This window comes from Roseateles sp. GW821-FHT09H10, from assembly GCF_059415865.1.
This window is the reverse complement of sequence record NZ_JBWKOB010000002.1, coordinates 83,482-102,307: the sequence shown is the minus strand read 5'-3', so window position 1 is coordinate 102,307 and position 18,826 is coordinate 83,482. Positions and strand designations below refer to the sequence as shown.

At 67.5% G+C, this 18,826-nt stretch carries 17 protein-coding genes; 6 read left to right on the top strand and 11 right to left on the bottom strand.

Annotated elements, in window-relative coordinates:
* Nucleotides 1–87 precede the first annotated feature (87 nt).
* The 7 genes from AC07OY_RS08330 to AC07OY_RS08300 all read right to left on the bottom strand — a co-directional run bounded on the left by AC07OY_RS08330 (nt 88) and on the right by AC07OY_RS08300 (nt 9,565).
* Nucleotides 88–456 (bottom strand): response regulator, encoded by a 369-nt coding sequence (locus AC07OY_RS08330; protein WP_495042087.1) that lies wholly within the window; start codon nt 454–456, stop codon nt 88–90.
* A 145-nt stretch (nt 457–601) separates the two neighbouring features.
* A complete protein-coding gene (xylB, locus tag AC07OY_RS08325; protein WP_495042086.1) occupies nt 602–2,068 on the bottom strand; it encodes a xylulokinase in 1,467 nt (488 codons plus the stop codon).
* A 179-nt stretch (nt 2,069–2,247) separates the two neighbouring features.
* Nucleotides 2,248–3,564 carry a xylose isomerase gene (gene xylA, locus AC07OY_RS08320; protein WP_495042085.1) on the bottom strand — a complete coding sequence of 439 codons (1,317 nt, stop codon included), beginning with the start codon at nt 3,562–3,564 and terminating at the stop codon, nt 2,248–2,250.
* A 43-nt stretch (nt 3,565–3,607) separates the two neighbouring features.
* The gene (locus tag AC07OY_RS08315) at nt 3,608–5,164 is read right to left on the bottom strand and encodes an MFS transporter (protein WP_495042084.1); all 1,557 of its coding nucleotides are present in this window, start codon (nt 5,162–5,164) and stop codon (nt 3,608–3,610) included.
* A gap of 35 nt (nt 5,165–5,199) precedes the next feature.
* On the bottom strand, nt 5,200–6,831 hold the full coding sequence (locus AC07OY_RS08310) for a glycoside hydrolase family 43 protein (RefSeq protein ID WP_495042083.1): 1,632 nt from the start codon (nt 6,829–6,831) through the stop codon (nt 5,200–5,202).
* A gap of 5 nt (nt 6,832–6,836) precedes the next feature.
* Nucleotides 6,837–8,042, bottom strand: a complete 1,206-nt coding sequence (locus AC07OY_RS08305) for an ROK family transcriptional regulator (RefSeq protein ID WP_495042082.1) — start codon at nt 8,040–8,042, stop codon at nt 6,837–6,839.
* A gap of 2 nt (nt 8,043–8,044) precedes the next feature.
* Nucleotides 8,045–9,565 (bottom strand): MFS transporter, encoded by a 1,521-nt coding sequence (locus AC07OY_RS08300; RefSeq protein ID WP_495042081.1) that lies wholly within the window; start codon nt 9,563–9,565, stop codon nt 8,045–8,047.
* 235 nt (nt 9,566–9,800) lie between these two features.
* On the opposite strand from AC07OY_RS08300, the gene AC07OY_RS08295 reads away from it, so the two are divergent.
* The 4 genes from AC07OY_RS08295 to AC07OY_RS08280 are packed head-to-tail and all read left to right on the top strand — an operon-like array spanning nt 9,801 to nt 14,860.
* Nucleotides 9,801–11,912: an alpha-glucuronidase family glycosyl hydrolase gene (locus AC07OY_RS08295; RefSeq protein WP_495042080.1), complete on the top strand. Its 2,112-nt coding sequence runs from the start codon at nt 9,801–9,803 to the stop codon at nt 11,910–11,912.
* A 54-nt stretch (nt 11,913–11,966) separates the two neighbouring features.
* Nucleotides 11,967–13,046 (top strand): LacI family DNA-binding transcriptional regulator, encoded by a 1,080-nt coding sequence (locus AC07OY_RS08290; protein WP_495042079.1) that lies wholly within the window; start codon nt 11,967–11,969, stop codon nt 13,044–13,046.
* Nucleotides 13,047–13,073: 27 nt separating this feature from the next.
* On the top strand, nt 13,074–13,901 hold the full coding sequence (locus AC07OY_RS08285) for an NAD-dependent epimerase/dehydratase family protein (RefSeq protein WP_495042078.1): 828 nt from the start codon (nt 13,074–13,076) through the stop codon (nt 13,899–13,901).
* Nucleotides 13,898–14,860, top strand: a complete 963-nt coding sequence (locus AC07OY_RS08280) for an SMP-30/gluconolactonase/LRE family protein (protein ID WP_495042077.1) — start codon at nt 13,898–13,900, stop codon at nt 14,858–14,860. Before AC07OY_RS08285 ends, AC07OY_RS08280 begins: the two co-directional genes overlap by 4 nt.
* A 7-nt stretch (nt 14,861–14,867) precedes the next feature.
* Here the strand turns inward: AC07OY_RS08280 and AC07OY_RS08275 are convergent, their stop codons facing one another.
* Entirely contained in the window at nt 14,868–15,611 is a 744-nt protein-coding gene (locus tag AC07OY_RS08275) for a hypothetical protein (RefSeq protein WP_495042076.1), read from the bottom strand.
* Nucleotides 15,612–15,734: 123 nt separating this feature from the next.
* Nucleotides 15,735–16,166 (bottom strand): ExbD/TolR family protein, encoded by a 432-nt coding sequence (locus AC07OY_RS08270; protein WP_495042075.1) that lies wholly within the window; start codon nt 16,164–16,166, stop codon nt 15,735–15,737.
* 209 nt (nt 16,167–16,375) lie between these two features.
* On the opposite strand from AC07OY_RS08270, the gene udk reads away from it, so the two are divergent.
* Both udk and AC07OY_RS08260 read left to right on the top strand, forming a co-directional pair.
* The gene (gene udk, locus AC07OY_RS08265) at nt 16,376–17,017 is read left to right on the top strand and encodes a uridine kinase (protein ID WP_495042074.1); all 642 of its coding nucleotides are present in this window, start codon (nt 16,376–16,378) and stop codon (nt 17,015–17,017) included.
* Nucleotides 17,018–17,214: 197 nt separating this feature from the next.
* Nucleotides 17,215–17,775 carry a hypothetical protein gene (locus AC07OY_RS08260; protein WP_495042073.1) on the top strand — a complete coding sequence of 187 codons (561 nt, stop codon included), beginning with the start codon at nt 17,215–17,217 and terminating at the stop codon, nt 17,773–17,775.
* 182 nt (nt 17,776–17,957) lie between these two features.
* Here AC07OY_RS08260 and AC07OY_RS08255 read toward each other — a convergent pair whose 3' ends face one another.
* Together AC07OY_RS08255 and AC07OY_RS08250 are read right to left on the bottom strand one after the other, a co-directional pair.
* Nucleotides 17,958–18,266, bottom strand: a complete 309-nt coding sequence (locus tag AC07OY_RS08255) for a hypothetical protein (protein ID WP_495042072.1) — start codon at nt 18,264–18,266, stop codon at nt 17,958–17,960.
* Nucleotides 18,267–18,378: 112 nt separating this feature from the next.
* The gene (locus AC07OY_RS08250; protein ID WP_495042071.1) at nt 18,379–18,807 is read right to left on the bottom strand and encodes a hypothetical protein; all 429 of its coding nucleotides are present in this window, start codon (nt 18,805–18,807) and stop codon (nt 18,379–18,381) included.
* Between the last annotated feature and the right edge of the window lie 19 nt (nt 18,808–18,826).

Sequence of the window (18,826 nt, the reverse complement as noted above, 5' to 3'; positions counted from 1 at the left end):
CCGCGCGCGGCGGGCATCTGGCGTTCAGTGGGGGCGTGGCCTGGCGTGGGCCGGAGAAGGCGGCAATCGGAAAAATTTGCCGTCAACTTATCCGCGTGGGGGGAAGAAACGCCTCAGCCTCTCGACTGACAGGGGCTTGCTCAGCACATGGTCGATGCCGGCTTCCATGGCCTCGTCGTGGGCCTTGGCGCCACAGCGGCCGGTGACGGCGATGAGGACGAGATCGGACCCGTAGCGGGCCCGCAGGCGCTTGGACAGCTCGACGCCGTCGAGGTCGGGCAGGCCGAGGTCGAGCAGGGCGCAGACGGGCTGGTACTCGGCCACGGCGGTGATGGCGTCCTCCGCCGTGGTGGCGAAGCGCACGCTGTAGCCATCGTCCTTGAGCAGCTCGCTCAACGCTTCGCAGGCGTCCAGGTCGTCATCGACCAGGACGACGCGGATGTCCTCCTTCGGCATGGCTTCTCTCCTCTTGCTCCGTCTGAAAGGCGCATCTTTTGTAACGCGCTGATAGTCGGCTTAAGCAAGTGTGATGCCACCGAAAGGAGGTGGCCGCAGACCGCTGGCGCCGCCCCATGGCCATGGCAGCCGGCGCGCCTGCGGCCTAGGCCTGGAACTCGCCGTGCACGGCCTGGTAGAGGCGCTGGAAGCGCGCGTGACGCGGCTTCAGTCGTGCGGCGAGGGCGGCATCGGGCTCGGCCACGCGGGCGATCTCGGGTGTCCGGCAAACCTCGTCGACGCTGCCGCCGCAGGCCAGCCAAGCCAGGCGCGCGGCACCGAGGGCGCCGCCGGCTTCCGCGCCGACACCGTTGACGAGGCGCACGTTCAACAGCGATGCGAGCAGCTTGGCCCACCACTCGCTGCGCGCACCGCCGCCCACCAGCCACAACGACTCCGCCGTACCGCCGCCGGCTTGGAGCGCCTGCCAGCCGTCCAGCAGGCCAAAGCCCACGCCTTCGAGCACGGCATAGCCCAGGGCCGCCGCGCCATGCTCGTGCGTGAGGCCAAAGAACACGCCTTGCGCATGGGCGTTGTTGTGCGGCGTGCGTTCGCCGCTGAGATAGGGCAGGAAGAGGGGCGCCTGCTGGCGCTGCGTGTCGCTGAGCGCGGCGACCTTGGCTATCAGCGTCGCTTCGTCGGGCTCGCCCAGCGTCTGCGTGACCCAGCGCAGCGCACTCGCCGCGCTGAGCATGACGCTCATCTGATGCCAGGTGTCGGGCAGGGCATGGCAGAAGGCGTGGACGGCGCGATCCGGGTTGGGGCTGAAAGCGGCGTTGCAAAGGAAGATGACGCCCGACGTGCCGAGGGACAGAAAGCCCTGGCCCGGCTTGACGACACCCATGCCGACGGCGCTGGCCGCGTTGTCGCCGCCGCCGCCCGCGACAGCAATGCCGGCGCGCAAGCCCCAGCGCTCGGCCAGCTCATGCTTGAGGCCGGCGCTGGGCTCGCTGCCTTCCACCAGGCGCGGCATCTGGGCCTCGGTCAGGCCCGTCAGCGCCAGCGCCTCGGGCGACCAGCGGCGCCTGGCCACGTCCAGCCACAGGGTGCCGGCCGCGTCGCTCATCTCGCTGACGTAGGAGCCGCTGAGCTGCAGGCGCAGCCAGTCCTTGGGCAGCAGCACCTTGGCGACGCGGGCAAACAGCTCGGGTTCATGCTGGCGCATCCACGCCAGCTTGGGCGCGGTGAAGCCCGGCATCGCCAGGTTGCCTGTGATGGCCGGCAGCTCGGGGCAGGCGGCCATCATCTCGGCGCACTGGGCGCTGCTGCGGCCGTCGTTCCACAGGATGGCCGGCCGCAGCACGCGGTCGGCTGCATCCAGCGTGACGGCGCCATGCATCTGCCCAGACAAGCCGATGCCGCGCACGCGGGCCAGCGCCGGGCCGTGGCTGTTGGCCAGCTTGGCCATGCCTTGGTCCAGCGCCTCCCACCAGGCGGCCGGGTCCTGCTCGCTCCACAGCGGCTGGGGCCGCTGCACGGTCAGCGCGACGCCGGTGGTCGCGACGATGCGGTGCTGCTCGTCGAGCAGCAGCAGCTTCAGCTCGGAGGTGCCGAGGTCGATGCCTAGAAACATGATGTGCAGTTCGTTGTCAGCTTTGCATTGCTTGCGGGCCGAGCGCCGGGCCGCTCCCTAGCCGGCCCGCGTTGGTGATGTGCTTGCCGGTCGATCCGGCAAGCATCACCGTCCCCTCGGGGGACCGACTGGGCTCGCCCGCGTGCAGCAGGGCGAGACTGGGCGAGGGGTCAACAGGCCTAGACGAAGTTGTTGACGATGTTTTCCAGGCGCTCCTGACGGCCGGAGCGAGCAATGGGCGAGATGCCTTGAGCGTGCACGACAGCAGCCAGATCATCCAGGCTGGCGCCGCCGTGGATCTTCTTGCCCAGGTCGCCCTCCCAACCTGCATAGCGATCGCCAACAGCCTTCTCCAGCTGACCGCTCTCATACAGCGCCGCTGCGCTGAGGAAAGCGCGGGCCATGGTGTCCATGCCGCCGATATGGCCCTCGAGCTGGTCGGTGGGGTCGATGGACTGGCGGCGCACCTTGGCGTCGAAGTTGGTGCCGCCTGTCGTGAAGCCGCCGGCGCGGATGATCTCCAGCATGGCCGGCACGAGGGCGGCGTGGTTGTTGGGGAACTGGTCGGTGTCCCAGCCCAGCTGCTCGTCGCCGCGGTTGGCGTCGATGGAGCCGAAGATGCCCAGGGCGCAGGCGGTCGCCACTTCATGCTCGAAGCTGTGGCCGGCCAGGGTGGCGTGGTTGACCTCCAGGTTGACCTTGACCTCGTTCTCCAGGCCATAGGTCTTCAGGAAACCGTAGACCGTGGCGCTGTCGTAGTCGTACTGGTGCTTGGTGGGTTCCTGGGGCTTGGGCTCGATGAGGATGGCGCCCTTGAAGCCGATCTTGTGCTTGTGCTCGACGACCGCGCTCAGGAAGCGGCCGTACTGGGCCAGTTCGCGCTTGAGGTCGGTGTTCAGCAGGGTCTCGTAGCCTTCGCGGCCGCCCCACAGCACATAGTTCTGGCCGCCCAGGCGGTTCGTCCACTCGAGCACATGCTTGACCTGCGCGGCGGCGTAGGCGAAGACTTCCGGGTCGGGGTTGGTGGCCGCGCCGCTCATGAAGCGCGGGTTGGAGAACAGATTGGCCGTGCCCCACAGCAGGCCGATCTTCTGGTCCTGCATCTTCTTGGCGGCGGCTTCGAGCAGGCCGTCCAGGATGCGGTTGGACTCGGCCAGCGTCGCGCCTTCGGGGGCCACGTCGCGGTCATGGAAGCACCAGTAAGGCAGGCCCAGCTTGCCGAAGAAGTCGAAGGCGGCGTCCAGCTTCAGCTGGGCCGACTTGACGGCATCGCTCTCGGCGAACCAGTTGCGCTGGAAGGCGGTGGCGCCCAGGCCGAAGACGTCCTCGCCCTTCCAGCAGAAGTTGTGCCAGTAGCAGACTGCCGGACGCAGATGCTCGGCCAGGGTCTTGCCCAGCACGACGCGCTTGGCGTCGTACCAGCGATAGGCCAGCGGGTTGGTGGAGTTGGGGCCTTCGTACTTGACGGTGGGGAGGTCGGAATAGGCGGTGCTCATGGCAGGGTCCTTACAGCGGGATCAGGTGGGTGTGGGTGAAGTGTTAGGCGGTGGCTGGAACGGCGTTGGCCGAGCCTGCGTCGTCATCGGGGTTGACGCCAGCCTTGCGGCGGCGCTGGTCGAGTTCGTCGGCCATGCGCAGCGTGGTCTCCTTGTCCAGCTTGTTGGCCATCAGGCAGACCGTGCAGGCGGCGAACAGCGCGCCGACGACAAAGCTGGACATCACGCGGTAGCCTTCGATGGCGTTGGGCGCCGTGGGCAGCTGCGTGTCGTAGCCGAAGAAGCCGGCCAGCATCCACAGCAGGCTGGCCGAGCCCAGCGCCAGGCCGGCCTTCAACGTGAAGCCGATGGTGGCGAACACCATGCCGGTGAAGCGGCGGCCGGTCTGCCATTCGGAATAGTCGGCGGCGTCGGCGTACATGGACCACATGACGGCGACGGTCGGCGCGTAGACGATGGCGCTCAGCACATGCAGGCCCAGCATGGCCCAGACGGCGGTTGGCGGCAGCAGATACATGGCGCAGGCCGTCAGCGTGCACAGGCCGAAGCAGACGATGCCGATGGCGCGCCGGCCGTAGCGCGCCGACAGGCCCATGGACAGCATGATGACGACGATGGTCGTCGCCGTGCCGGCCATGTTGATGATGCTGTTGAAGACATCGGCAACGTTGGAGCTGGCCAGCTGGTCGCGCGTGCCGTGGACGATGTAGCCCAGGCTGTCGGCCAGGCTGCCGGTACCGGCGGCATCGGGCGTCGTCAGGCCCAGGGCGGCGACGAAGTCGAACATCGCGCCCTTGTCGGCGTAGTGGTGGTAGTAGTTGTAGTGGGCGCCGCCGCGCAGCGACAGCATCGCGAACTGGAACAGCGTGTAGAGCGCCAGCGCGATCCAGGGGCCGTTCTTCAGCAGGTCGCTGAAGTCCTGCTTGGGCGAGCTGTGGGTCTCGACGATGGGCTTGATGCGCTCCCGGGTCGTGAAGAAGGTGACCAGGAAGAGCACCAGGCAGCACACGGCCCAGATGCTCATCGTGACCTGCCAGCCATGCGCACGGTCGGCGCCTTGGGCGAACTTGGCCACCAGCGGCAGCGTGAGGCCGCCGACGGCGAACTGCGCGACGTTGACGGACACGAAGCGGAAGGAGTTGAGCTTGGTGCGCTCGTTGAGGTCGCCGGTCATGACGCCGCTCATGGCCGAGTAGGGCATGTTGTTCATGCTGTACAGCGTCATCAGCAGCGTGTTGGTGATGCCGGCATAGGCGATGACCATGCCGGTACTCCAGCCCCAGGCCGGGTCCGGCGCGGTGTAGGCCAGCACCATGACGATGGCCCAGGGCACCGAGGTCCACAGCACCCACGGCCTGAACTTGCCCCAGCGCGTGTTGGTGCGGTCGGCCAGCACGCCCATGACGGGGTCGAAGATGGCGTCCCACAGCCGCGGCCACAGCAGGATCGCCGCGGCCGTGTTGGCGCTCAGGCCGAACACGTCCGTGTAGAAGTTCAGCTGGAACAGGATCATGGACATGAAGACCAGGTTGGCCGCGGCGTCGCCGCAGCTGTAACCGGCCTTCTCCATGAAGGAGAGGCGATGGTGGGTGGTGGCCATGTTTGTCTCGTCTTTTGTTATGGATGGGTCAGGCGTCAGGGCCTGGCTTCATAAGAGAAATGGTCGAAGTCCGCTGCAAGCCGCTGACCCGACAGATCCTGGCAGGCGATGCCGATGAAGTTGCCCGTAAAGCCAAAGCTGCGCGCAAAGCCGTTGACGAACTGGGTCGCGAACTCGTCGCTGAGCATGGCAGCGTCCAGGGCCGGGCCGATGTCCTGCCAGGCCCCACCTTGGGCGAACTGGAACTGGTAGCGGTCGTGTTTGAACTCGACGGCCAAGTCGACTGGGCCGTCCTTCAGCTCGACAGCCGTCGCCGGCTCGCTGAGCGCCGCATCGCGGTTGACGGTCAGGCGCAGCACGCGCTGGTTGGAGTCGACGTCGCGGCTGACGTGCAGATAGGCGTGGTTGCTGGTGTTGTAGTAAGCCACCAGGCCGGCCATCTGCTGGAACAGCTCGGGCTCGAACTCCAGGCGCGTCTCGACGCGGCAGTTGAAGTGCTGCTGGCGGCGCGCGACCAGGCTCTGGTCGAACAGGCTCATCAGCGACTCGCGGCCCTTGACGCGCAGCCATCCGGGGCGCTCGGTCAGCGAGATCCAGCTCTCGTCGAAAGGCACGCGCAGCGAGTTCAGGTCGTGGTTCAGGTTCACCCCGTCGAAGTCGTCGCGCGCCGGCTCGGCGGCGAAGACATGTTCGGGCAGGCCGGGCTCGGCCACCCGCAGCCGCGGCGCACTGCCGCCGCCCTCGATCTCGGGCCAGTCGTCGTCGCGCCAGTGGATGCGCTGGATGCCGGTCTCGCGGCCCAGCGGGCAGTGCAGGCCTTCGTAGACGCCGTTCTGCATGTCGGCGTTCGGACCGCTCCATTCCAGCGGTCGGCCGCAGAGGTGGGCCAGGTACCAGTCGCCGTGCTGCGTCTCGACCAGGCTGGCATGGCCGCTGCGCTGCAGGCCGTCGGTGGGCTGCTTCCAGGCCGTCAGCAGCGGGTTGCCGGGCAGGGTTTCATACGGGCCGTCGATGTTGCGCGAGCGCGCCAGCGTCACGGCATGCTCGTAGAAGGTGCCGCCCTCGGCCGTCAGCAGGTAGTACCAGCCCTTGCGGCGGTACAGATGCGGACCTTCGACGACCTGCAGCTCGGTGCCGGCATAGATGTTCTTCACCGGGCCGACCAGGCGTTTCGCTTCGTGGTCGTATTCCTGCAGCAGGATGCCGTTGAAGTGGTGCTTGCCGGGCTGGTGGATCCACTGCTGGTTGACCAGCCAGTGGCGACCGTCTTCATCGTGGAAGAGGCTGGGGTCGAAGCCCGAGCTGTTCAGATAGATGGGCTCGCTCCAGGGCCCGTCGATGCTGGGCGCGGTGATGAGGTAGTTGTGCGTGTCCTTGAAGGCGCCGATGGTGGAACGCACGTCGGTGTAGATCAGCCAGAACTGGCCGCCGGCGTAGCTCAGGCAGGGCGCCCAGACGCCGGCCGAGTCGGGGTGGCCGGTCAGGTCGAGCTGGCTTTTGCGCGTGCAGGCATAGCTGTGGTGGCGCCAGTGCTTCAGATCGCGCGAATGGTGGATGCGCACGCCGGGCCACCACTCGAAGGTGGAGGTGGCGATGTAGTAGTCGTCGCCAACGCGGCAGATCGAGGGGTCGGCGTGGAAGCCCGGCAGGATGGGATTGGTGATCATGAGTTTCAGGCGGCCGCGGCCAGGCGGCGGGCGGCGATCAAGGGGCGGGTGAGTCGGTAGCGCGCCAGTGCAGCAGCGCCGACGGGGACGGCGTCGTTGCCGAAGCGGGTCAGGGTGACGGTCGGCGTGGCCACGTTGGCGGCGGCCGCAAAACCTTCCAGCGTCTGGAAGGCGGCATGCAGAAAGGGCGCGCCGAGTTCGACGGCCGGGCCACCGAGCACGATGCGGCCGGGGTCGTAGGCGGCGCAGAGATTGGCCAGCAGCATGCCGAGGTAGCGGCCGGCCTGGGCCACGGCCTCGGCGCTGCCGGGCATGCGCGTGTGCAGGCGGCGCTGCACCTCGGTCACGCCGCAGCTCGCGTCCACTTCGGGCAGCATGGCTCGCAAGCCGATCAGGGCCTCGGCGCAGCCGCGGCGACCGCAGCTGCAGCGCGGGCCGTCGATGTCCAGCGTCGTGTGGCCGACCTCGCCGGCCAGGCCGTGGGCACCGGTCAGCAGCCTGTCCTCGACGACGATGCCCGCGCCGACGCCCGTGCCCAGGCTGAGGTAGATCAGCGGGTCGGGCGTGGTCTCGTTGCAGGCGCCGAACTCCAGCTCACCCATGACGGCCATGTCGGCGTCGTTCTGCACGAACAGGGGCACGGCCTGCAGCGGCGTGCCGCGCAGATGCTCGGCCAGCATGCGGCCGGCGGGCAGGTTGCGCCAGCCGAGGTTGTGGGCGAAGTGCAGATGGCCGCGCGCCTCGTCGACGGCGCCGGGGATGCCGATGCCGATGCCGATGACGCGCTGGGCCGGCGTGTCCAGCCGGGCATGCAGCTGCATCAGCAGCTTGGCTGCGCGCACCAGGGCGAGATGAGCATCGCGGCTGGCGTCCAGCGGCGAGCGGGCGCGCGCCAGCACATCGCCGGTCAGCGACGTGGCGACGACGTTGACGCCGTCCACACCCAGCTCGGCGCCCAGCAGCACCAGACGGCCGGGGTCGACGAACAGCGGCGTCGGCCGGCGGCCCAGTTCGCCGGTGGCGACCACCTCGCGTTCCAGCAGCCAGCCCTCCTTGATCAGCTCCCTGGTCAGCGTGCTGACGGTCGACTTGGTCAGCTGCAGGGTCTCAGCCAGAGCCGCGCGCGACTGCCCCGGGCAGGCGCTCAACTGCCGCACGATGGCCATGCGGTTGAGGTCCTTGAGCAGATGCTGGTCGGCGGTCAGTTGCATGTTCAGGCCGTTTGCAGCACGACACCGGCGCGCGGGCGGCCGGCGTGAAGGAGGGCGAGGCCGATCAGCACCAGGCCGATGGCAGCGGTCAGCGCCTGGGCGGCGCCGGAGAACTTGGCCGCGGCGATGCAGGCTTCCCAGTTCGCCGCGATCAGCCAGGCGAGCAAGGCGCCTGTGCTGGCGAGCAAGCCACCGGCCGTCAGCAGGCCGCGATGGGCCTCACGCATGTCCACGCCTGCGCCCAGGTCCACGCGCTCGAAGCGGCCGTGGAACCACAGCCAGAACAGGCCCAGGCTGGTCAGATGCATCAGCCCGGCGAAGACGAAGACCCATTGCTGGGTGCCCGTCCACTGCACGGCCAGGGCCGCCAGCAGCGCGATGAACATGCCGCCGATGCCGCCGGCCGTCGCACCCAGGCCGATGACGGCGCCCGAGACCTGGGTGGGGAAGAGGTCGGTGGCCGAGGTCAGCAGATTGGCCGACCAGGCCTGGTGGCAGGCCGTGGCCAGCGTGATCAGCGCGATGCACAGCGCAAAGCTGTCGCTCGTGTAGGCCAGGATGGCGCCGGGCATGCAGATGGCGGCGGCGCCCATGGCCGTCATGCGGGCGCGGCCGATGGCCCAGCCGCGCTTGACGAGGGCACTCGACAGCCAGCCGCCGGCGATGGAGCCGACGCTGGAGCCCAGATATATCAGCGCGACCAGGCCGGCGCTCTTCAGCGGGTTCTGGCCGCGCTCGCGCTCCAGATAGGACGGCAGCCAGAACAGGAAGAACCACCAGACCGGGTCGGTCAGCAGTTTGCCGATGAGGAAGGGCCAGATGGCCTTGAAGCGCAGCAGGGCCGTCCAGGGCAGCTTGACCGTCGCCTGCTGCGGTGGCTGGCCGGCCTGGATATGGGCCAGCTCCTCGGCCGACACCTGGGCGTGTTTCTCGGGGGCCTGGAAGCCCTTCTCCCAGAAGATCAGCCAGACCAGACCGATGACGCCGATGGCGATGAAGGCGAACTGCCAGCCGAAACTGACGGCCAGCCAGACGGTGATGGGCGACGCGATGATGCCCAGGGCCGTGCCCGAATTGAAGATGCCGGTGGCCAGGGCCCGTTCCTGCTGCGGGAACCACATCGCCACCGCCTTGATGGCCGCCGGGAAGTGGGCGGCCTCGGCCATGCCGAGCAGGAAGCGCACGATGACCAGGCCCAGCACCGAGGCCACCACGCCGTGGAGGGCCGCGGCGGCCGACCACAGCAGCAGGGCGGCGGCGAGGCTGCGCTTGACGCCGAAGCGGTCGATGGCGATGCCGATCAGCGGCGGGAAGGCGGCATAGGCGGCCGTGAAGGCGAAGGTGATCCAGCCGTAGTCGGCATCGGTCAGCGCCAGGCCGCCGGCCTCGAAGGGCTGCTGCAGGCTGGTCTTCAGCACCGACAGCGCGTTGCGGTCGATGTAGTTGATGGTGGTCGCGACAAAGAGCAGGGCGCAGATGACCCAGCGCTGGCGGCCCAGCGGCGCGGTGACTCCCCCGGCCATCACGCCCCCTTGAACGCTGCCGCCCGGGGCGCGATGGCGCGGGCGGAGGTCGAGGGAGCCGGGATGGCGAGGTCAGGGGTCAACGGCTTGTCTCCAGGGAAAGAGCGCTCGATGGCGCTTGCTGTGGACTCAAATGTAGCGCTACCATTTTGCTTTGTGCAAGCGAGAAATACCTAACATTCCCGCGATTCCGGGGTTCTACGCCGCCGGGTCGGGCCCGATCACAGGAGACCAAATGAAGACATGGGCCCGAGCCTTGGCCGGCTGGCTGCTGGCGGCTTTGCTGCTGCCTGCCTGGAGTGCGCCGGTGGAAGACGGCTATGACCTGTGGCTGCGCTACCGCGGGCTGCCTGCCGCCAGCCAGGCCAAGGTGCTGGCCCAGGCTCGCAGCGTCGTGCATGCGGAGCCGGCCTCGCCGACTGTGCAGGCCGCCGTCGCCGAGCTGAAGCGCGGCGTGGCTGGGATGACGGGGCATGAACCCTCGGCCCGGCCAGGGAGCGGAACGCTGATGCTCGTCACGCCGGCCAACGCGCCGGCCGGCATCACGCTGCCTTGGGGCCAACTGGGCCGCGAAGGCTATGCCCTGCGCAGTGCGAAGCTGGGCGGCCGGGCGGTGACGCTGATTGCGGCGAATACGGACATCGGCCTGCTCTATGGCAGCTTTGCCTGGCTGCGCGCGGCGCAGACGGGTGCCGACCTGTCCGGGCTCGACCAGCGCTCCACGCCCCAGCTGGACTTGCGCCTGCTCAACCACTGGGACAACCTGGACCGCACGGTAGAGCGCGGCTATGCCGGCGCGTCGATCTGGGACTGGTGGAAGCTGCCCGACATCCGCGATGCCCGCTACGTGGACTACGCCCGCGCCAATGCGTCGCTGGGCATCAACGCCACGGTGCTGAACAACGTCAACGCCAAGGCCGATTCGCTGACCGCGCCCTTCATTGCCAAGGCCGCTGCCGTCGCCGACGTGCTGCGGCCTTATGGCATCAAGGTCTGGTTGTCAGCACGCTTCTCGGCGCCTCGGGAATTGGCTGGGCTGAAGACGGCCGATCCGCTGGACCCGGCCGTGCGGGCCTGGTGGAAGGCCAAGGCCGACGAGATCTACCAGGCCATCCCGGACTTCGGCGGCTTCCTCGTCAAGGCCAACTCCGAAGGCCAGCCGGGGCCTCAAGACTACGGCCGCCACCATGCCGACGGCGCCAATATGCTGGCCCAAGCCTTGGCGCCGCATGGCGGCCTCGTCATGTGGCGGGCCTTTGTCTACGCGCCGGATGCGAGCGACCGCGCCAAGCAGGGGTTTGACGAATTCCAGCCGCTGGACGGCCAGTTCGCGCCCAATGTCATCGTGCAGGTCAAGAACGGCGCCATCGACTTCCAGCCGCGTGAGCCCTTCCATCCGCTGTTCGGCGCGATGCCGAAAACGCCGCTGGCGCTGGAGCTGCAGATCACCAAGGAGTACCTGGGCTTCTCCACCCATCTGGTCTACCTGGGGCCGCTGTTCGAGGAGGCGCTGCGCGCCCGGCCCGACGACAGGACGGTGGCGCAGCATGTGAAGGCCATCGCCGGCGTCGCCAATATCGGCAGCGACCGCAACTGGAGCGGCTCCCACTTCGACCAGGCCAACTGGTATGCCTATGGCCGCATGGCCTGGAACCCCGGTCTGGCCTCGGCCGACGTGGCCCGCGAGTGGGTGCAGCAGAGCTTCACGACCCAGCCCCGCGCGGTCGACGCCATCGTGAAGATGATGCTGGCCTCGCGCGAGGCCGTCGTCGACTACATGACGCCGCTGGGCCTGCACCACCTGATGGGGACCGGCCATCACCACGGCCCGGCGCCCTGGGTCGACAACCTGGAGCGCGCCGACTGGAACCCGGTCTATTTCCACCGTGCCGGCCGCGATGGCATTGGGTTCGACCGCTCACCGCGCGGCAGCAATGCGGTGGCCCAGTACGCGCCGCCATGGGCCGCCCGCCTCGCCAGGCCCGAGACCACGCCCGAGGAATGGCTGCTGTGGTTCCACCATCTGCCCTGGGAGCACCGCATGGCCTCGGGCCGCAGCCTGTGGGCCGAGCTGGTCGCGCGCTATGACTTCGGCGTGGCCAGTGTGGCCGGCATGCGTACCCAATGGGCCGCGCTGAAGGCCGATATCGACCCGGCTCGCCATGCCGACGTGGCGGCCCACCTGGCCGTGCAGGAGGCCGAGGCGCGCTGGTGGCGCGACGCCTGCATCGCCTATTTCCAGTCGGTGTCGGGCCTGCCGCTGCCAGCCGGCACGCGCCCGCCGGCACGCACGCTGGATGAGTACAAGGCCCAGCGTTTCAATTTCGCCCCAGGCCGCGGCGGCTGAGGCCTCTCCAAATATGATTGCGCAAACAGCCCCATCATCATTCGAGGGATCCCTTTGAAGCCATCCGCCCGTGCTGGACGCAGCACCAAGGTCGCCACCATCGCCGACGTGGCCCAGCTCGCGGGCGTGTCGCCGATGACGGTGTCGCGGGTCATCAACGGTGAGCAGAACGTCAGGCCCGGCACGCGCGAGAAGGTGCAGGCCGCCGTCGCCGAGCTGAACTACGTGCCCAACCAGGCGGCCCGCCACCTGGCCGGCTCCGAGCCCATCCGCATCGGCATGCTCTATATCGATCCGACGGCGGGCTATCTGAACGAGTTCCTCATCGGCCTGCTGAACAAGTCCAGCCTGCGCCATGTGCAGCTGGTCGTGCAGCGCTGCGAGGCCGCGCGCGAGGGCGAGGAAAAGCCGGTGGCCGAGATGATCGCCAACGGCATCGACGGCCTCATCCTGCCGCCGCCCTTCTGCGATTCCCAGCCCCTGCTCAAGCTCGTCGCCGAGACCGACACGCCGGCCGTCGTCGTCTCCGCCGGCCAGCCGCCCGAGGATGTCTGCGCCGTCGGCATCGACGACTACCAGGCCGCCTACGAGATGACCCGCCATCTGCTGAACCTGGGCCACCACCGCCTGGGCTTCATCATCGGCGACCCCTACCAGAGCAGCAGCTCGCGCCGTCTCGCGGGCTTCCATGCCGCCATGACCGATGCCGGCCTCAACATCGCCGAGGAAGAGGTCGTCGCCCAGGGCATGTTCACCTACCGCTCGGGCCTGGACGCGGCCGAGTTCCTGCTGGCCCAGGAGCAGCGGCCAACGGCCATCTTCGCCAGCAACGACGACATGGCCGCGGCCACCGTCGCCATCGCCCATCGCATGGGCCTGGACGTGCCCAGCGACCTGACCGTCGTCGGCTTCGACGATGCGCCGCTGGCCACGACCATCTGGCCCGAACTGACCACCGTGCGCCAGCCCATCATGGAGATGGCCGGCGCCGCGGTGGACCTGCTGGTGCGCCATATCCGCGCGCGCCGCACCGGAGAGCCTCTGCCCTGCGAGCACGAGCTCATGGACTTCGAACTGGTCCGACGCCAGTCCGACGCAGCCCCCCGGCTGCGCCCCCCATTGCGCAAAGCTTGACCCCGGCCCCGCGTGGGCCGCTTTTGCATGACGCCACTTTCCGCCCCGCGCTTCAAGCGCCTCCTCCTGACCGGCGCCGCCGGCAACCTGGGCCGCGTGCTGCGCCCGCGCATGAAGGCCTATTGCGACGTGCTGCGCGTCTCCGACCTCGCCGCGATGGACCCTGCCGGCGACGGCGAGGAAGTCGTGCAGGCGCCGCTCGAAGACCTGGCCGCCATGCAGTCCCTGCTGAAGGACGTGGACGCCGTGCTGCACTTCGGCGGCGTGTCCATCGAGAAGCCCTTCGATGTCGTGCTGCCGGCCAATATCGTCGGCGCCTACAACGTCTACGAGGCGGCCCGCCAGCGCGGCGTCAAGCGCATCGTCTTTGCCAGTTCCAACCATGTGACCGGCTTCTACAGCCAGGGCGAGACGCTGACGCCGCAGGCCGCCCCGCGGCCGGACAGCTATTACGGCCTGTCCAAGGCCTTCGGCGAGGACCTGGCCCAGTTCTATTTCGACCGCTATGGCCTGGAGACGGTGTCGGTGCGCATCGGCTCCAGCTGGCCCGTGCCGACGGACCGGCGCATGCTGTCGAGCTGGCTGAGCTTTGACGACCTGGAGCGCCTGATGGTGGCCGCGCTGAGCGCACCTGTCGTCGGCCACAGCATCATCTACGGCATGAGCGACAACCGCTCGGTGTGGTGGAACAACGCCTCCTCCAGCCACATCGGCTTCAAACCCCAGGACAGCTCCGAGCCCTGGCGCGCCGAGGTCGAGGCGGCCCAGCCCCATGTCGACCCCAGCAAGCCCGAAGTGCGCTGCCAGGGCGGCCAGTTCGTCACGCTGGGGCCCTTCGAGAAAGATCCGGAATGAAGATCGCCTTCACGCCGAATGCACGCCGGCCCGATCCGGCCATCGAGGTGCTGGACGAGGCCTTCCTGCCCCTGCGCCTGTTCGCCGCCGGCGTCGAGCAGCTCGCCACCGGACTGGCCTGGGCCGAAGGGCCGGTGTGGTTCGGCGACGGCCGCTATCTGCTGGTCTCCGACATTCCCAACAACCGCATCCTGCGCTGGGACGAGACGACCGGCGCCATCAGCGAGTTCCGCAACCCGAGCAACAACGCCAACGGCCATGTGCGCGACCTGCAGGGGCGCCTCGTCAGCTGCGAGCATCTGACGCGGCGCATCACGCGCACCGGGTACGACGGCCGCATCACCGTGCTGGCCGATCGCTTCGATGGCAAGCGCCTGAACTCGCCCAACGACATCACCTGCGCGCCCGATGGCAGCCTGTGGTTCAGCGACCCGCTGTTCGGCATCCTCAGCGACTTCGAGGGCGAGAAGGCTGAAGCCGAGCTGGCCCAGGGCGTCTATCGCATCGATGGCGCGACAGGCGCGCTCACGCAGCAGCTGAACGACCTCAACGGCCCCAACGGCCTGGCCTTCAGCCCGGATGGCAAGGTGCTCTACGTCATCGAGAGCCGCGCCAAACCGCATCGCTGCATCTGGGCCTATGACGTCGACGGTGCCGCCTTGAGCAACAAGCGCCGCTTCGTCGACGCTGGCGGCCCCGGTGCCTTCGACGGCATGGCCGTCGACGTGCAGGGCAATCTCTGGTGCGGCTTCGGCAGCGACGGCAGCGCCGGCGCTGATGCATCGCGGCTGGATGGCGTCAAGGTCTATGACGCCGCCGGCAAACCGCTGGCCCATATCCACCTGCCCGAGCGCTGCGCCAACCTCTGCTTCGGCGGTGCCAAGGGCAACCGCCTCTTCATGGCCAGCACGCATTCGCTGTACGCGCTGTATGTGAACACGCGGGGCGCGGTGGCCTAGCCGCGCCTCACAAGCCAGCCTGCTTCAGCCAGGCCTCGCTCTCCACGGGTTGGAGGCCGCCAGCGGCCCTGAGTTCCTGCAGCACGCGGTAGCGGCTCTCGATGCCCACCAGCATCAGCACCCGTTTGCCGGGGTGGGCGCGCACGGCGTCCTGCAGGCGCAGCGCATGGTGCTCGTCCCATTGCTTCTGCACGCGGGCCACGCTGCCGCCCACCAGGCCTTCCTCGATCTCGCGCAGGCCGGCCACGATGTGATCGGTCCGGGCGCTGTTGACGTCCGCGGCCGATTTCCAGCTCGCGGACAGGGCCAGGTAGGTGGCCTGCTTCAGCTCCCCCAGGGCCTGGGCACCGGCGGGACTGCCCTCGTTGAAGGCCTTGTAGCTTTCGCCGCCCGCGCCGGTGAGCTGCTTGAACAAGGCCTCGTCCGGCTCCGAGCCGTAGGCGGCGATGCGGTTCGCGTCGAGCCAGGGAAAGATGACCTCGGTGTACTCCACCTTGCCAGGCCAGACCTTGCGCGTGCGCAGTTCGGTGGGCGTCACGTCCAGCACCAGCACGTCGGGCTTCACGGCCTCCAGCAGGCGCTTCAGCGTCGCCAGGTCATAGGCGGGCACCTGCTTGTGCCGCGAATACAGCGTCGACACGATGAAGACTTCGCCACGCTCCGCGGCGAGCGTGGGCAAAGGCGCTGCGACGCCCAGGGCCAGCATGCCGAGCAGGAGGCGCCGTGAACTGCGGCCGGTTGTCTCGTCCATCGGAGTTCCACTTGCGTTGAAGGTCGTGGAATCTAGGAGAGGCGCGGCCGGGCGTCAGCCGCATGCGACGAAACCGGCTGCCGGGCGACGAGTACGCCCGGGGCAAGGACGAGGCGGGACGGCTCAGCTGCGGAACTGCTCGTTGCCGGCCACGCCCATCTTCCTGACGCTGTGGCGCTGCGCCGAGGCCATCACGGCGGCGACGGCGCTGTAGTCCACCAGCTTGTTGGGCTTGATGTGCACCTCGGGCTGGGCCGCCTCGGCCAGCGCGCCCACCTGCTGCATCCTGGCGTCGACGGCGGCCCGGTCGGCCAGCACCTGGCCGTCCCAGGACACGGTGCCGTCGAAGTCGATGGCGACGGTGTGGACGACCGGCTTTTGCGTTGGCGCGCCGCCCAGCCCGATGTCCAGCTTGATGGCGTGCAGCTGGGTCGGGATGGTGATGATGAGCATGACCAGCAGCACCAGCATCACATCGATCAGTGGCGTCGTGTTGACCTCCATCAGGGCTTCAGGCTCGGCGTTGCCCGCCAGCGTCGCGACTTGCATTCCCATGGTGACCTCCCGGTTTGGTGGCGTGCGCCCGCCAGTGAGTGGCGGGCGCTGAGGCTGATGATGCACAGCGGGGGAGGCAAAGGCAATGGGAGCGCGTGCTTCGCAGCGTTGGAGACTGCTCCCCGCCTGAAGCGGACCCCGAGAGCGCTCAAAATACGCTCGCCCGCTTGCAAATTCGCAGGCATCGCTCACACCTGCACCACGACCTCATGCCCAAAACCTCTCACAAACCTTTCGTCATCGGCGTCGCAGGGGGCAGCGGCAGCGGCAAATCGACGGTGACGCGCCAGGTGTTGGCCGCCATCGGGTCGGAGAAGGTGGCGGTGGTGATGCAGGACGACTACTACCGGGACCAGTCCCACATGGCACCGGAGGACCGGCGCAAGCAGAACTACGACCATCCGGATGCCTTTGACTGGCCGCTGATGGCGCAGCACCTGGCCGCGCTGCGCAAGGGTGAGGCGATAGCGATGCCGGTGTATGACTTCTCGGCCGACAACCGCTCCAGCGACACCATTGCCGTGAAGCCCGCACCGGTGATCGTGGTCGAAGGCCTGTTCGCCTTGTACGACGCCAAGCTGCGCAACATGATGTCGCTGAAGATCTATGTGGACACGGCCTCGGACGTGCGCTTCATCCGTCGGCTGCAGCGCGATATCTCGGAGCGTGGCCGCAGCACCGAGTCCGTCGTGACCCAGTACCTGGAAACCGTGCGGCCCATGCACAAGCAGTTCATCGAGCCCACCAAGCGCAACGCCGACGTGATCCTGCCGCATGGTGCCAACGGTCCGGCGGTGGACATCATCACCACCAAGGTGATGAGCTTGTTGCGCGATATCGAGCGTGGCTGAGCCTCAACTTGCGGGCCAGTAGCGGTCAGTCACTGGGCACCCGGCGGTGGACGACGCCCAGCTGAAGCCATCCTTGGCCGGTGGCGGGCTGCTTTGCAGCGGGAACGGACAACCAAGACCTACGATAGGCTCTCATGAGATCACGTCGTGCTCGTACTAGGAGAGCCCTTTCGGGCGTGGAAGGGTGGACAACGCTGTTGACGTGCATCGTCTCCACGCTGGCCGGATGTGCAACCACCACGTCGCACGGTCCAATTACGCGCGGTCCGGTGCCACAGGGGGTTTATGTCATCGCCCAGGTGTGCTTTCCTGCAGGGCTTGATAGGACTTCTATTGGTGTTGAAACCGTCACACCCGACTCGACGGGTGGCGGCGTAGAAGCACTCACTGGACGAACAAGCACCGGCCAGCCGGTGTTTGAGTTCCACACGGCTCATCCAACGCAGCTTCGTGCCGTCCTGGTCAGAGAACTGAAGCAAGACGGTACGCTGATTGCCAATTTTGTTTTTCAGCCGCCATCGCGGATCGAGTACGACAGTTGGTCAGTGTGGCAACAAGCTTCCAATGTGTCGGACCGGAGGGATTTCGGCATCGCCATGGTGAACGGAGCGGTGCAATCACTAAAGGCTGTGCCGGCTACCGCTCCGATGGCACGCTATCGGCTTATGCCCTTTCAACAGTACCTGTCAGAAGAAGCCAGGCGAAGAAAAGGCGGGCTCGACGCGGCCCTTCCTCGGTGTGATGCTGGCGGTTCTTAGGTTGCTATGAACGGCAGCTCACAGCCTGAAGCCGTCCTTCGATAGCTTGACCGGTCCTACGTCGGCTTTGCAGCGGGTCCGGTCCTTCGGCTTGACGAACTCAGCGCCGAAAAGCGACCGTTCAACGATCGCGGTAAGCGGACCAGCCAGCGTAGCTGGCGCAGATCCGCTTGACCAAAAGGTTAAACCGCATTCTCCGCTCCAAACACGGCGCGATGCCACACAGCATTTGGCGCCTTGAACCATGCGGCGTTGGCCTCCGTTGCGAACTGTGCGAGTTCGCCCATATGGCCTTGGTATCGGGTGTACAGCGCGATCAACTCTCGCAAACCTTGCTGCGACAAGCGGGTAGAGCGGAGCCGGATATGAAGTTCACGTCCGGAACCGGCCACCGACACAACACCTGGCACGGAGCTCAGCCACGAAAAGAACGCCGCCTCATCGCCTTGCGACAGGTAGTGCATCGGTGCGCGCCAAACGAGAGTTGCCATTTCTGTTTAACGTCGAAGTTGACCGGCACGCACCGGCAAGGCGCCGCGAGACGCATGATTAACCACGCGGCTCGCGGCGCCTTGCTGGTGCGTGTCCGCGTCGAACGACCTGTTAGACCGCAACACCACCTGCCCCGCGACGTTTCTGCCAGAGGGCAGGGTTGCGCCACACGCCCAACACCCACGTGAGCAACGCGACTCCAGTGCAGTAGAGCACTACAGTCCCCAGATCAGTGAGCGCTTCGATCTTCTTCCAATCCCGGAGCCTCTCATCAACCAGCGTAGACAGAGCGACTGGAACGAAGAAGACTAGACCGACGAAGGCCCCGGCTGCGGCAGCCCAGTACCACTGAAACTTTCCGAATTTCCACGCGATCGCAAATAGCGCCAATCCAAGAGGAACCGCCAATAGCAGGACATAGGCTGCTTCGACAAGGGCGCCGAGCGCTGACGTTTGGAACTGGGCGCCACCAAGAAGCAAGTGGCGAAGGAACGCGGCCAGAAGTGGGGCGGCGACAAAGGCGGCCAAGAGTCTCAACATTGCGGTCTAACGTTGAAGT

Excerpts from the sequence above, each read along its gene's own strand:
- AC07OY_RS08285 (WP_495042078.1), top strand. The coding sequence starts at position 13,074 with ATGACGCCACTTTCCGCCCCGCGCTTCAAGCGCCTCCTCCTGACCGGC.
- AC07OY_RS08250 (WP_495042071.1), bottom strand. The coding sequence starts at position 18,807 with ATGTTGAGACTCTTGGCCGCCTTTGTCGCCGCCCCACTTCTGGCCGCG.
- AC07OY_RS08295 (WP_495042080.1), top strand. The coding sequence starts at position 9,801 with ATGAAGACATGGGCCCGAGCCTTGGCCGGCTGGCTGCTGGCGGCTTTG.
- xylA (WP_495042085.1), bottom strand. The coding sequence starts at position 3,564 with ATGAGCACCGCCTATTCCGACCTCCCCACCGTCAAGTACGAAGGCCCC.
- AC07OY_RS08305 (WP_495042082.1), bottom strand. The coding sequence starts at position 8,042 with ATGCAACTGACCGCCGACCAGCATCTGCTCAAGGACCTCAACCGCATG.
- AC07OY_RS08330 (WP_495042087.1), bottom strand. The coding sequence starts at position 456 with ATGCCGAAGGAGGACATCCGCGTCGTCCTGGTCGATGACGACCTGGAC.
- udk (WP_495042074.1), top strand. The coding sequence starts at position 16,376 with ATGCCCAAAACCTCTCACAAACCTTTCGTCATCGGCGTCGCAGGGGGC.
- AC07OY_RS08300 (WP_495042081.1), bottom strand. The coding sequence starts at position 9,565 with ATGGCCGGGGGAGTCACCGCGCCGCTGGGCCGCCAGCGCTGGGTCATC.
- AC07OY_RS08315 (WP_495042084.1), bottom strand. The coding sequence starts at position 5,164 with ATGGCCACCACCCACCATCGCCTCTCCTTCATGGAGAAGGCCGGTTAC.
- AC07OY_RS08275 (WP_495042076.1), bottom strand. The coding sequence starts at position 15,611 with ATGGACGAGACAACCGGCCGCAGTTCACGGCGCCTCCTGCTCGGCATG.
- AC07OY_RS08310 (WP_495042083.1), bottom strand. The coding sequence starts at position 6,831 with ATGATCACCAATCCCATCCTGCCGGGCTTCCACGCCGACCCCTCGATC.
- AC07OY_RS08255 (WP_495042072.1), bottom strand. The coding sequence starts at position 18,266 with ATGGCAACTCTCGTTTGGCGCGCACCGATGCACTACCTGTCGCAAGGC.
- AC07OY_RS08270 (WP_495042075.1), bottom strand. The coding sequence starts at position 16,166 with ATGGGAATGCAAGTCGCGACGCTGGCGGGCAACGCCGAGCCTGAAGCC.
- xylB (WP_495042086.1), bottom strand. The coding sequence starts at position 2,068 with ATGTTTCTAGGCATCGACCTCGGCACCTCCGAGCTGAAGCTGCTGCTG.
- AC07OY_RS08280 (WP_495042077.1), top strand. The coding sequence starts at position 13,898 with ATGAAGATCGCCTTCACGCCGAATGCACGCCGGCCCGATCCGGCCATC.